11 protein-coding genes, 1 tRNA gene and 1 pseudogene are annotated in these 12,855 nt (G+C 64.7%); 9 read left to right on the forward strand and 4 right to left on the reverse strand.

What is annotated here, in order from left to right; translation table 11 throughout:
* Positions 1-95 precede the first annotated feature (95 nt).
* Together ATC04_RS17375 and ATC04_RS17380 are read right to left on the reverse strand one after the other, a co-directional pair.
* Positions 96-1,619 carry an aldehyde dehydrogenase family protein gene (locus tag ATC04_RS17375; RefSeq protein ID WP_047117682.1) on the reverse strand — a complete coding sequence of 508 codons (1,524 nt, stop codon included), beginning with the start codon at positions 1,617-1,619 and terminating at the stop codon, positions 96-98.
* Positions 1,620-1,854: 235 nt separating this feature from the next.
* Positions 1,855-3,078 carry a GAF domain-containing protein gene (locus ATC04_RS17380; RefSeq protein WP_120991913.1) on the reverse strand — a complete coding sequence of 408 codons (1,224 nt, stop codon included), beginning with the start codon at positions 3,076-3,078 and terminating at the stop codon, positions 1,855-1,857.
* Between the two features lie 298 nt (positions 3,079-3,376).
* Between ATC04_RS17380 and ATC04_RS17385 the strand changes: the two genes are divergently transcribed.
* The 7 genes and pseudogenes from ATC04_RS17385 to ATC04_RS17415 all read left to right on the forward strand — a co-directional run bounded on the left by ATC04_RS17385 (position 3,377) and on the right by ATC04_RS17415 (position 10,090).
* On the forward strand, positions 3,377-3,715 hold the full coding sequence (locus tag ATC04_RS17385) for a metalloregulator ArsR/SmtB family transcription factor (RefSeq protein ID WP_047117680.1): 339 nt from the start codon (positions 3,377-3,379) through the stop codon (positions 3,713-3,715).
* 10 nt (positions 3,716-3,725) lie between these two features.
* Entirely contained in the window at positions 3,726-4,697 is a 972-nt protein-coding gene (locus tag ATC04_RS17390) for an SRPBCC family protein (RefSeq protein ID WP_047117679.1), read from the forward strand.
* A 56-nt stretch (positions 4,698-4,753) separates the two neighbouring features.
* Positions 4,754-5,455, forward strand: a complete 702-nt coding sequence (locus tag ATC04_RS17395; protein WP_047117678.1) for a class I SAM-dependent methyltransferase — start codon at positions 4,754-4,756, stop codon at positions 5,453-5,455.
* A gap of 267 nt (positions 5,456-5,722) precedes the next feature.
* On the forward strand, positions 5,723-7,327 hold the full coding sequence (locus ATC04_RS17400; RefSeq protein ID WP_047117677.1) for an ABC-F family ATP-binding cassette domain-containing protein: 1,605 nt from the start codon (positions 5,723-5,725) through the stop codon (positions 7,325-7,327).
* Positions 7,328-7,392: 65 nt separating this feature from the next.
* A complete protein-coding gene (locus tag ATC04_RS17405) occupies positions 7,393-7,644 on the forward strand; it encodes a hypothetical protein (RefSeq protein ID WP_047117676.1) in 252 nt (83 codons plus the stop codon).
* 66 nt (positions 7,645-7,710) lie between these two features.
* Positions 7,711-8,307, forward strand: a pseudogene (locus ATC04_RS17410) (dienelactone hydrolase family protein); the annotation flags it as partial.
* A gap of 46 nt (positions 8,308-8,353) precedes the next feature.
* Positions 8,354-10,090: a 2Fe-2S iron-sulfur cluster-binding protein gene (locus ATC04_RS17415; protein WP_047117674.1), complete on the forward strand. Its 1,737-nt coding sequence runs from the start codon at positions 8,354-8,356 to the stop codon at positions 10,088-10,090.
* Positions 10,091-10,100: 10 nt separating this feature from the next.
* Here the strand turns inward: ATC04_RS17415 and ATC04_RS17420 are convergent, their stop codons facing one another.
* On the reverse strand, positions 10,101-11,024 hold the full coding sequence (locus ATC04_RS17420) for an alpha/beta hydrolase (RefSeq protein WP_052772150.1): 924 nt from the start codon (positions 11,022-11,024) through the stop codon (positions 10,101-10,103).
* Between the two features lie 302 nt (positions 11,025-11,326).
* Here ATC04_RS17420 and ATC04_RS17425 point away from each other — a divergent pair, with 302 nt between their 5' ends.
* The gene (locus ATC04_RS17425; RefSeq protein ID WP_231736033.1) at positions 11,327-11,908 is read left to right on the forward strand and encodes a TetR family transcriptional regulator; all 582 of its coding nucleotides are present in this window, start codon (positions 11,327-11,329) and stop codon (positions 11,906-11,908) included.
* 63 nt (positions 11,909-11,971) lie between these two features.
* Here the strand turns inward: ATC04_RS17425 and ATC04_RS17430 are convergent.
* Positions 11,972-12,047: transfer RNA gene (locus ATC04_RS17430), tRNA-Lys, on the reverse strand.
* A gap of 113 nt (positions 12,048-12,160) precedes the next feature.
* On the opposite strand from ATC04_RS17430, the gene ATC04_RS17435 reads away from it, so the two are divergent.
* The gene (locus ATC04_RS17435) at positions 12,161-12,826 is read left to right on the forward strand and encodes a hypothetical protein (RefSeq protein ID WP_047117673.1); all 666 of its coding nucleotides are present in this window, start codon (positions 12,161-12,163) and stop codon (positions 12,824-12,826) included.
* Positions 12,827-12,855 lie beyond the last annotated feature (29 nt).

Consider the following 12,855-nt stretch of genomic DNA (forward strand, 5'->3'; position numbering starts at 1 on the left):
GAACCGCCCCGAGCCTTCGGGGTCTGTGAAACTGTCGGTCGTGCGTGGGGATGGTGACAGAGGATGGGGGATGGGCTGCGTTGGGGTATCGCAGTTTAGAAGAAGCCGAGCTTGTCTTCCGAGTAGGAGACGAGCAGGTTCTTGGTCTGCTGGTAGTGATCTAGCATCATCAGGTGGTTTTCGCGGCCGATGCCCGAGGACTTGTAGCCGCCGAAAGCCGAGTGCGCCGGGTAGGCGTGGTATTGGTTGACCCAGACACGTCCGGCCTGGATGTCGCGGCCTGCGCGGTAGGCGGTGTTGCCGTTGCGGCTCCACACGCCCGAGCCCAGCCCGTAGAGGGTGTCGTTGGCAATGGCCATCGCATCGTCGTAGTCCTTGAACTTCGCCACCGAGACCACCGGGCCGAAGATCTCCTCTTGGAAGATGCGCATGTTGTTGGTGCCTTCGAAGATGGTCGGCTGCACGTAGTAGCCGCCGGACAGGTCGCCGCCCAGGTCCGCGCGCCCGCCACCGGTGAGCAGCTTGGCTCCCTCGGCCTTGCCGATGTCCATGTAGGACAGGATCTTTTCCAGCTGGTCGTTGGAGGCCTGGGCACCCATCATGGTGTCGGTGTCCAGCGGGTTGCCCTGCTTGATGGCCTTGGTGCGGACCACGACCTTTTCCATGAATTCGCCGTAGATGCTTTCCTGGACCAGCGCGCGCGACGGGCAGGTGCAGACCTCGCCCTGGTTCAGCGCGAACATCGTGAAGCCCTCCTGGGCCTTGTCGTAGAAGGCGTCGTCCTTGGCCGCCACGTCCTCGAAGAACACGTTCGGCGACTTGCCGCCGAGCTCCAGGGTGACCGGGATGAGGTTTTCCGAAGCGTACTGCATGATCAGGCGGCCGGTGGTGGTCTCGCCGGTGAATGCGATCTTGCGGATGCGCTTGTTCGAGGCGAGCGGCTTGCCGCACTCGACGCCGAAGCCGTTGATGACGTTCAGCACGCCGGCCGGAAGCAGGTCGCCGATCAGTTCCATCAGCACCAGGATCGATACCGGGGTCTGCTCGGCAGGCTTCAGGACGATCGCGTTGCCGGCGGCCAGCGCCGGGGCGAGCTTCCAGACGGCCATCAGCAGCGGGAAGTTCCACGGGATGATCTGTCCGACAACACCCAGCGGCTCGTGGAAGTGGTAGGCGGTGGTGTTGTCATCGAGCTGCGAGAGGCTGCCTTCCTGGGCGCGGATAGCGCCTGCGAAGTAGCGGAAGTGGTCCACTGCCAGCGGCAGGTCGGCGTTGAGGCATTCGCGGATGGCCTTGCCGTTGTCCCAGGTTTCCGCGACGGACAGCATTTCAAGGTTTTCCTCGATGCGGTCTGCGATGCGGTTCAGGACCAGGGCACGGTCCGCCGGGCTGGTCTTGCCCCAGGCCGGTGCCGCCGCGTGCGCCGCATCCAGTGCGATTTCAACGTCTTCGGCGGTGGATCGTGCGACCTCGCAGAAGGACTTGCCGGTAACCGGGGTGATGTTTTCGAAGTACATCCCCTTGGCCGGAGCAACCCACTGGCCGCCGATGTAGTTCTCATACCGCGACTTGAAGTTGACCAATGCTCCATCGGTGTTCGGGTTTGCGTAGATGCTCATGGCTGCGTGACTCCTTCGTCTCTTCGCTTCGTGCCGGTGGCTGGATGCCTCGCCGTCTTGGTATGTGACTCTAGTCACTTAAACGTTGCGAGAAGGTTGCACAACGTTGCAACGCTGCGCAGCGGTGTCAGGAAGTGCACCGGCTCCACGACATGACCCGACCCGCACTCCCCGCGGCAAGCGCCGTGGCATCGGGCCGTGTCGCGAAAAAAACGCGAACGAACTCCGGGATCGACTACCCGTCCAGCGCTTCAATCTCGGCGACAACCAGTGAACGCGCCGGCGAATCCAGCGGCAATTCACGCAGGGCGGCCAGCAGCAGTTGAGAATCCGCGCTCTGCCTTCCAAGCCGCAGCAACTGCTGTGCGGTGCCGCGATCCAGCACCATTTCCCGCAGGGCAATCTGCGCGCGGTAGCGAAGCGCAACGATGCCAGGGGCCTGCGAGCGCACGAGGATCTCGGCGGGATACAGCTGCAGCGCCCGTTCCAGATCGCCCTCCTCCATGGCCTGCCAGAGCATGGTCAGCGTGGTTTGCAGTTCCCATTCCAGGCGGTAGGGGCGTGCGGCGATGCGGCGGTCAGGCGAATCAGCGAGCGCCTTGCGCAGTCGCACCAGCTCGGAGCGCAGGGTCCCTTCGGAAGCATTGTCGGGCTGCTCGAAAAGCTCTTCGACCAACTGGGCGCTGTTCAGTCCGCGCGGATGGGCCGCAAGTATGGTCAGGATCTCCGCATGGCGTAGGGACAACGGCTTGCCGGAAAGCCGCGGGCCGTCACTGGCGCACAAATCGAGGAAATCCTCATCCGCCCGCTCCTCAGCCAGTGACGGAAGAAGCAGCTGCCCCTCAGCCGCAGCCACCGCCGCCTGAAGCAGCGGCAGCGAATGCACGGCAATCGCATCAGCACCGCCGGTCAGATCAACCGCGCCGATGATGCGGCCGGTCCGCGGGTTGCGGATCGGCACCGCGGAACAGTTCAAGTGGTGCACGTGCTCATAGAGGTGCTCAGCGCCGGAAACCTGGACGCCGCTTCCCGTCGCAAGCGCCAGCCCTGGAGCCGACGTGCCCACCGAAGATTCGCCCCAGTTCGCGCCCGCGCTGAACCCGACATTTTCAGCGCCGTCCATGGCTCCGTGGTTGCCGGCAACCCACAGCAGCGTCCCCTGCGCGTCGGCAAGGGCCACCAGAAGATTAGCGTCGCTGGCGGCGGGAACCAGCAGCTTTTCGAAAACAGGCCAAATGCGCTGCAGTTCGCTGCGCTCCCGCGCCAGACGAAGGCTGTCGTCACTGAGCATCGAGGGATAGCTGAATTGCGCAGGGTTCGAGAGGGATCGCCGCCACGACTCGCGAACGACGTTCCTCAATGGAAGCGCGTCAAGGTCAGCAAGATGCGACCCCAAGAGCTCGTGCGCTTTGCGCGCTTGGCTCGCCGCAGCCGACCAGTCCATGCCAGTTTCGCCCACCGTGACTCCAGATACCTGTAAAAATTCAGCGTAACGCAGGTCACTTTCCCATGCGTACCTTACACACTAGGGCATGCGGGTGGGGATTTGTAGTGATCATCCTGTTGATCCGCTCCACGGCCCCTGGACTCCGCGCACGAAACGGCGGCGTCGCCGCTGGTCGGACGCGATCCATAGGAGACTTAACACCTTGCACAATAGGTGATTTATCTCCTCTTTAAACACAATGCTGGCTCCGGAGAACTAATTTGATTCGCCCTCTTCCCTCTGGCGCGCAGCGGGGGTAATATACAACCAAATGGTTGTATATGAGTTGAGCGATGAACAGGTAAACAAGGTCTTCCGCGCCTTGGCAGACGCCACACGACGAGACATCGTGCGGCGGACGTTAAGCGCCGAAGTGCGCGTGAGCGACCTGGCCGCGACCTACGACATGTCGTTTGCCGCGGTGCAGAAGCACGTGGCCGCCCTTGAAGCGGCGGGCCTGGTTACCAAGATCGCACGTGGCCGCGAACGCATCGTCCGCGGGCAGCCGGACACCATCCGACACGTCCAGGAACTGCTAACCGCCTACGAGGACATCTGGCGTCAGCGCATCAGCCGGCTCGATGACTTCCTCGCAGATGAAACCGACTAAGGATTTCGCCATGCCTGTCACCTCCGTACTCAAGGACCCGGAAACGCTGACACTGACCGTTCACGCCAATTTCCCGGTCCCCGTTTCCCGGCTCTGGGATGCCTATCTCGACCCCCGCCAGATCGAAAAGTTCTGGGGCCCGGTTGAATACCCTGCCACCTTCACGCGCCACGACGGCGCGGTCGGAGGCCGGAGCAACTACTACATGACCTCGCCTGAAGGCGAGCAGTTCCACGGATACTGGATCTGGAACGAGGTCGTCGAGCACAAGTTCTTCGAGGTCACCGACGGTTTCGCCCATTCCGACGGATCAGTGAACGAAGACCTTCCCGCCACCCGCACCGTCTTCAGCTTCGACTCCCACGAGGAGGGGTCCAAGCTGACCATCACCGCCAACTTCGACTCGGCCGAGGAGCTCGAGCAGGTGGTCGTCATGGGCATGATCGATGGCACGCGTTCGGCCATGAGCCAGATCGAGCAGGTGCTGATCGACCTGCGCAACTACGCGCAGACCTTCGCCACCGAAGCCCAGCTGCTTTCCGACACCCAGGTGCGCGTCAGCCGCCTCATCCGCGGCACCCAGGAGCAGGTCTGGCGCGCACACCACGATCCGGAGCTCATGAAGCGCTGGCTGCTGGGCCCCGACGGCTGGCAGATGACCGAATGCATCCTGCCCAAGGAGGTGGGAGACAGCTACCGCTACTGGTGGGAGCCGAATTCCGGCGTCGAAGGCCAGGGGTTCGGATTCGCCGGCGTTTGCCTGTCCAGCACCCCGCGCAGCTTCGAATCCTTCACCGAGCAGATGATCGACACCGACTACCCGGCAACAGTCAATGAAACGACGTTCACCCCGGTGCAGTCAGGCACCCTGCTCAGCCTGGTCATCACCTACCCTGACCCCCAAACCCGCGACATGGTGCTGGCCACCGGAATGACCGAGGGAATGGAGGCCAGCTACGCACGCCTTGAATCACTGCTCTGAGCGATACGCCCCACAATCGCGATAAGGGCCGGGGCAAATGTGAAACACTTAGTGTCATGAGTACCCACAATGTGCGCGCAGGCCTGGACAAGCAGGCGAATCAGGTTCAGGAAATGTTCGACAATCTTGCTCCAAAGTACGATCTGCTCAATACCCTGATGACCGGCGGCATTGTGAACTACTGGCGCAAGATCACCACCGAGGCGATCGCCCCGAAGCCCGGAGAGCGCATCCTGGATCTGGCAGCCGGCACCGGTACCTCGTCCGTGCCGTTGGCCAAGGCCGGCGCGCGCGTGACCGCGTGCGACATGTCCCACGGCATGCTCGCCGAGGGCCGCAAGCGCTACCCCGAGCTGGAATTCGTCTACGGCGACGGCCACGATCTGCCATTCGAGGACAACACCTTCGATGCGGTGACCATCTCCTACGGCCTGCGCAACATTGACGACACCGAGAAGGCGCTGTCCGAGCTGCACCGCGTCACCAAGCCCGGCGGACGCATTGTGGTTGCCGAGTTCTCCACCCCGACCGTAACCCCGATCAAGGTCGCCTACCAGCAGTTCCTGCCGCGCGTGATTCCAGCCCTGGGCTACATGGTCTCGCCGAATCCTTCGGCGTACGCCTACCTGGCCGAGTCCATCGCCGCCTGGCCGGGCCAGGAAGAGCTGGGCCGCAAGTTCGTCAACGTGGGTTGGAAGAACGTCGAGTACCGCAACCTGACCGGCGGCATCGTCGCGGTGCACCGCGCGTGGAAGTAAGCTGAACAGCAAGTTGTGAATCGGGGCATGCCTGGCGGCACGCCCCGATTTTTTCTGCCCAGCCCCACGGCCGGGTGCGCCTGTTACACTCGAAACCATGGATCTCATCTGCGCATAGCCTCGAACAGTCTCGCGCCCCATTCAGCGGCGCACGTTCATTCACGGCTTCCGGTGCAGATTTCCGTTTCCCCGGTTCCCCAGCTGTTGCCACGAACCCTCCAACGACGTCTTTTCCCGGTTGCCTCCTCAGCCTTCACAGGAGCCACCATGGCCTTGACCCCACCCATCACCCTGACCTCCCTCAGCTTCTGTTGGCCAGACGGCGAGCAGGTGCTCTCCCAGCTTGACGGCACCTTCCCCGCCGGCGCCAGCGGCTTGATCGGTGCCAACGGCAGCGGAAAATCCACCCTGCTCAAGCTGATCGCCGGGCGCCTGGCCCCCAGCTCCGGACAGGTTTCGGCGGCTGGCGACGTCGCCTACCTGGCGCAGAACATCACCCTGCAATCGGACGCAACGCTTGCGGACCTGCTGGGCATCGCCCCTGCCTACCGCGCGCTGCAGGCCATCGAGGCGGGCAGCGTCGCCCCGGAGGATTTCGACGCCGTCGGCTCCGACTGGGACCTTGAAGCCAGGATCCAGGCCGAACTGACCCCGCTGGGCTTCGGCGGCCTGGACCTGTCGCGCCGGGTCGACGAGCTGTCCGGCGGCGAAACCATGCTGCTGGCGGTCCTCGGGCTGCGCCTGGCGCGCAAGCCCGTCACGCTGCTCGACGAGCCGACGAACAACCTCGATGGCCAGACCCGGCAGCTGCTGTACGGGCTGCTGCGCACCTGGCCCGGAACACTCGTCGTAGTGAGCCACGACCTGCAGCTGCTGGAGCAGATGCAGCACACCATCGAACTGCATCACGGACAGCTGCGCTTCTTCGGCGGCCCGTACAGCCTGTACCAGGAGCAGCTGGCGACCGAGCAGCAGGCGGCGCTGCAGGCGGCCAAAACCGCCAGCTCCGCGCTGAAGGTGGAAAAGCGGCAGCGCGCCGAAGCGGAGACCAAGCTGGCGCGCACCAAACGCAAGGGCCGCGCCGAACAGCTCGGCGGCAACATGCCGCGCATCCTGGCCAACTCCCTGAAGCAGAAGTCCGAGGCGAACGCCGGCAAGACCCGCGCCCAGTACGAGGCGAAAATCGACGCCGCGCAGCAGCACGTCGACCAGGCGCAGTCAAGGATCAGGGAGATCGAGCACATCAACCTCGAACTTCCCGATCCCGGGCTGCCGGCCGGGCGGCGGGTGCTTGAGCTGGACGACGGCACCAGCTGGCATCTGCTGCAGGGCCCCGAGCGCGTGGCGCTGACCGGCCCCAACGGCGCGGGCAAGAGCACGCTGCTGCGGCAGCTGCTCTCCGGAGCCGAGCCCTCCGACGGGATCAGCGGAACTCTGCATGTGGACCGGGTGGGCTACCTGCCCCAGCAGCTGGCGGGACTGGACGATACGCTCAGCGCCCTGGACAACGTCCAGCGCGCGGCTCCGGACGTCCCCTCCGGGACCATCCGCAATACGCTGGCCCGGCTGCTGCTGCGCGGCGCCAGCGTCGACCGCCCGTTGGGAACCCTCTCCGGAGGCGAACGGCTGCGCGTCTACCTGGCCTGCCTGCTGGTAGCGATTCCTGTGAATCAGCTGCTGATTCTGGACGAGCCCACGAACAATCTGGACATCGACAGCGTGCGCCAGCTGGCCGAAGCCCTGAATGCCTACCGCGGCGCCTTGCTGGTAGTCAGCCACGACCAGGACTTCCTCGCGCAGCTGGGACTGGACTACGCGCTCAGCCTTGATTCCGCGCGGAATCTGGCCAAGGTCGAGGTCCCAGGGGCGTGATTCATGCAGGAAGCCCGCGTAGACTTGAATAAAGCACAACGCCCAGGACCGAAAGCAGTTCAACCATGTCCTACCCGCAGCGCACCGTAGAAGTCGTCGACGCCGGCTTGGTCATCGACCAGTCCGCCACCTTGCTCTGGGAGGATATCCGACGAGCTTTCATCTACGACGCGGGGACGGAAGCCGAGGATCTGACCTGCGCCGAGTTCCACCTGGCCGAGGGCTACAGCGTGGAAATCAACAGCCAGATGCCCGGCTGGGCCCACGCCATCGAGCACCTGCCGGCACGCATCGACAACCTGGTCGACGAACGCTGAGCACCGCCGCGGCCCCGCTGGACCGCGGCACCCCCGAATTCCGGCTCGCATCGAGCCGATCCTAGGAGTTTTCCCATGGCAACCATTGTTTTATTCCACCACGTCCAGGGCCTGACCCCGGGAGTCCAGGCAATGGCCGCGGAACTGCGGGCCGAAGGGCACACCGTGCACCCGGTGGACCTGTTCGCCGGCAAGCTTCCCAAGGATCTGGAGGCTGGCATCCTGCTGGCCAACAAGGTCGGCGAGGACAAGATCCAGCAGCGCGTGGACAAGCTGTTCAAGAACCTGCCCGACGAACTGGTCTACATCGGCACTTCCTGGGGCGCGGCCCTGGCCCAGCAGTGCGCGCAGCAGCGTCCGGGCGCGCTGGGCGCCGTCCTGCTCGAGTCATTCGTGGACCTGGATGCCGAATGGAGCTTCGGCCCCTGGCCGACCGCCGTGCCGGTGCAGATCCACGGCATGGACAACGACCCGTTCTTCGCCCGCGAGGGCGACCTGGAGGCGGCCGAACGCTTCGTCAACGACCAGGGCGAGGGGCTCGCGCAGCTGTTCACCTACCCCGGCGACAAGCACCTGTTCACCGACAGCTCGCTGCCGTCCCACGACCCGCAGGCTCGCGCGCTGGTCATGGAGCGCATCAAGAAGTTCCTGGCCGACATCTAGGGCCATCAACCTGCCCGGCAATTCCCCCGCCCACTAGAATCTTGATATGCGAATCGAGCGTTTGTTCCGTTTCCCAGTCAAGGGCCTGCCCGCCGAGGAGCTCACCCGCGCCGCGGTGAGCGCCGAGGGCGGGGTAGCCGGGGACCGCGCCGTCGCACTGGGCAACGGCAGCACCCCTGTCGCGGACGGGCAGTGGCAGTCCTGCGGCTCCTTCACCGCGCTGAAAAACGACACGTCCCTGCAACAGTGGCAGGTCGTCTCCGCTCCCCCATTCATCACGGTGACAGCCCCGGCGGCCACGGGGGCCGCTCCCTTCACCTTCGACTCCTCCGATGCCGGCGAGCGCTCGGCGGCCGCTGACTACATGGCAGTGCACATCCCGGCGCAGGGAGGCCATGCCCGCACCCTGGTCGCCGCCTCCCACGGGATGTTCGATTCCCGCCTCTCTGGCATCTCGCTGATCAACCCCCGCACGGTCGAGGCGCTCTCGAAGGCCGCGGGCGTCACGCTGGATCCGCTACGCTACCGCGGCAACATCCTGCTGGACGGGGTGCCGGCCTTCGGCGAGTTCGAGCTGATCGGCAAGGTCCTGCGTATCGGCGAGACCCGGATCGCGATCACCAAGTCCATCGAGCGCTGCCCTGCCACGTCGGTCAATCCCGCCACCACGCAAGTGGACGTCAACGGGCCGCGGCTGCTGGCAAGCCATTTCGGGCACCTGCACTGCGGCGTCTACGGCACGGTCCTGGCCGGCGGGACGCTGCAGGCAGGGGACGAGATCCGCATTGATTCCGAAGACCGGCGCGCGCTGGCATTGGCGCCTGCCAAGCGCACCCCGCGCTACCTCGAGGTCATCGAGCGCCGGCAGCTGGACGGCGATGCGGTGGAAATTTCGCTGCGCGACCCGCACGGCTGGATCGCGGCCCACGACGAGGCGGGCACCCATCTGCGGGTGCACCTGCCCGACCCGCTGTGGCGCAACTACACCATCACCGCGGTGCACCGGGACGTCATCAGCATCGCCGTGCGCACCGCCGGAACCGTCTCGCAGAAGATGGCCGGCCTGCGGGCCGGGGACAAGCTGCTGGCTTCGGGACCCCACGGCACCATGACCGCACGCCGCGTGCTGCACGGCCGCACCGCGCTGCTCACCGCCGGCATCGGCATCACCCCCGCCCTGGGGCTGCTTCGCGGAGCCGGCCAGGCACCTGAATTGAATGAACTGCGATTGTTCCATGTGGAGCGCGGGCCCGGTGGCGAGCTGTTCACGCGCGCTGGCGCCTTGGCCCGCGGCCTGGGGCTGCCCGCCCGGATCAGCCACGTCGATTCCCGGGCAGGCCGGCCAACCGCGGCGCAGCTGGCCCAGGCCATCGAGTCCTGCGACAGCGTGGTGATCTGCGGCCCGGCCGGATTCACCCAGCTGGCACTGGAGACCTGCGAGCTGGCCGGCATCGCGCCGCAGCACGTCCACCGGGAAACCTTTGCCTCCCCCGCCGCCGACCTGGGCGAGCTGCTGCAGCAGTACGCCCCGGCACGGATTTTCTTCTCCTCCGGCGCGGCGGGATTCACCTGGCGCCCGCAGGACGGCACGCTGCTTGAATCGCTGGAGGCCCGAGGGCTCACCCCGAACAGCTCCTGCCGGGCAGGGTCCTGCGGCGAATGCGCACTGACGCTGCGCCGCGGCAGCGTCGGCTACCCGCTGGATCCCAGCGCCCGGGTGGCGGAGAACCAGATTCTGGCCTGCATGGCGGCTCCCGCCGAGGACCTGGAACTGCAGCTCTAGGCATGCGGAGCTACTCTCTGGGGTCCGGCCTGAGCGAGTCGAAGAATTCGGAAATCGCCTTCATGATCGCCGCTGGTTGTTCGTCGACTATGAAATGCCCGGCGTCCTCGATAATTTCCAAGCGCACATCAGTCCCATAAATGGAAGTATCAGCGAAAGCCCTGCGCACGACTGCCGGTGGGAACCCAGCATCCTTGGTTCCGAAAATGAACAATGATGGCATGGCAAAGCGTTCAGCCCTGTAGCTGCCTCGTATTATCCGCATCAGCTCCGGGAGGACCATACGGCGGCAAAGGGGCACGGCGGCCCGTGCGGAGTTTTCATGGCTCATCATTGCCTGATACTGGTCGACCACTGCCTGGTCCAGGGGCTGGACCATGAAAATCGGCGAGAAGAAATGGCGGGTCATTCGTCCCGAGCGCATGAGCCAGGGACCGAGCTTCGGCATGGACAGCGCTTCCTGGTGCCACAAGTGCCTCATGCCTGGCATCATGCCCAGATCAAATCGCATTTGCGGAGGCGGCACGGCAATCATCACGTGACTGGTTATTCGTTCCGGGTAGTGCATCGCCAGCTGGAATGCAGAAACGGCTCCCATGTCCTGGCTCACCATGCGAACCTCGCCCAGATCCAAAACGTCGAGCAATTCCAGGATGTCTCGAGTTCGGCGGGTCCTATCGATGTCCCGGTACGGCAGGCGAGTCCATCCCTCACCGCGAAGGTCGGGCGCGATGGCCCGATACCCCTGAGCCGCAAGTGCCGGCATGATTTCTCGCCATTGCCACCACGTCTGACCGAATCCGTGCAACAGGAGCACCGGGTCGCCGGACCCCATAGCCGCCACGTGCATCTGCCCACCGGCGACTTCCAGGAATTCGTGGTCGACCCCAGCCACCACCGGCATGGCCGGCCATGCTTGGCTTTCCGTAGTCATTTTGTATCCCACCACAGTGAAATTCTTGGGATCCTTCTCACCGCCGTGTTGCCGCGCGCCAAGCAATCACGCATCGGGGACCGCGGGAAGGGACCCAGGCTTATCGACTAACCTTGGCCAAAAGCCAGGGCGCATGCTCGCGCTCGGGTCATTTGGAAGGACCCGCAGGAGCACCCGAGGGTTTCCTGTCGCCTAACGCCCAGACCGGCTCGCGCCAACAACATGGCGTATTCAACTTTGAGAGCTTTGCCCACTCTCACACAATACTACGTCCACAATGAATTGTCACTATGATTATAGTGATGGAGAATGAAATTATGGAGACTTCCACTTCCAACCCAAGTTCCCGGGCAGAGCGGGCCTTGAACGCAGCACTTACGCTCCTCGGCGAGCAAGGAGTGCGGGCACTAAGCCATGCCCGCGTCGACCAGACAGCCGGGCTGCCAGCAGGATCGACATCCAACTATTTTCGTACCAAGCAGGCATTGCTCGAGGGCGTCGCATCGCACCTTGCCCAGCGCGAACGCGAGGATTTCGGCCAAGCTGCGCCAATCCTCGAGCGCGCGGAGGCAGAGGAGGCATTCACCAGAATGCTGGAAACCCAAAGCGGGATTTTCCGCAGCAGGACGCTGGCCCGCTACGCGCTGTTCATCGACTTGGCCCATTCTCCGGAACTTGTTGCGCCGCTGAAGGACAACCGGAGGGTCTTCGAACACTGGACAACCGCGACGCTGGCCGCCCTGGGCGCCAAAGACCCCCTGGGCTGCACGAGATTCATCATGGCCACGCTCGACGGCGCACTGCTGCACCGGATCACGGTCGACGACTCGCTGGATTTCGCGCCGGTCATCCGCCGCGCCCTGGCCGCCTGCCTCGATAGCTAGCCTCCTGCCGGAACACGGAAAACCCCGCCTCCTCCGGTGAAACCGGGGTGGCGGGGTTTTGTCTGGTGCGCCCTGCGGGGATCGAACCCGCGACCAATGGATTAAAAGTCCAGTGCTCTACCAGCTGAGCTAAAGGCGCACGGCCTACGGCCAGAAACCATATTACCTGAAGTGCCCGTCCATCCTTAATCGAGGCCGATCCACGTCGCAAGCAGCGGAAAACGCCAAGGATAAGGGAGTAACCTAGTCGCCATGAGAGGTGCACGTTCCGGATCGCAAACCGCCCACGAGTCGGGGTACCGGCATCACAAACCCCGCCCCTTCGCCCCGATCGACTTCGAGCCCTATGAAGGCGGGGCCGATCCCGCGCGGGTATCGGAGGCCGCGCACCTGTCCGCGCGCGCCTTCGTCCAGCAAGGGCTGGCCAACGACGACCCGGAGGTCACCCGGAGGCTGATTGCCGTCGCCGAGGACGAGGGCATCGAGGTGCTCGCCGAACTCTGGAGCGAGGCCCCGGCGCATTCGCTGCCCGGCGCGCTTTGGCGCCTGTACGCGGTCCGCACCGCCACCTTGAACATGCCCGACGTCATGGCCGCACGGTTCTCCGCCGGAGCCCACCGCGCAGAGGTCGAACGCATCGTCGCCGGCGCCGCCGAGCCGCCCAGCGCCGAGGAGCTGAAGAAGATGACCAGCTCGATTCTCTCAGGGGCCTTCAACGGGGACTTCGCCCACGCCCTTGAGCGCACCGCCGCCTACTGCAGAGTGCTGGCCCTGGGCATGACCGAGCACGCCGACGCCGCGGACCTGGCCAGCAGCGAGCGCGGCACCAACCTGACCTTGCGGGCGCGCTCGCTGGACAACACCGCCAAGGATCTGGAGATCTGCGCCCGAATGTGGCGCCAGGGCACGCTGGACTAGCAACAAAAATCGGCTCCGCCTCCCTGTGG

The organism is Arthrobacter sp. YC-RL1 (genome assembly GCF_001454985.1).
GTDB lineage: Bacteria > Actinomycetota > Actinomycetes > Actinomycetales > Micrococcaceae > Glutamicibacter > Glutamicibacter soli.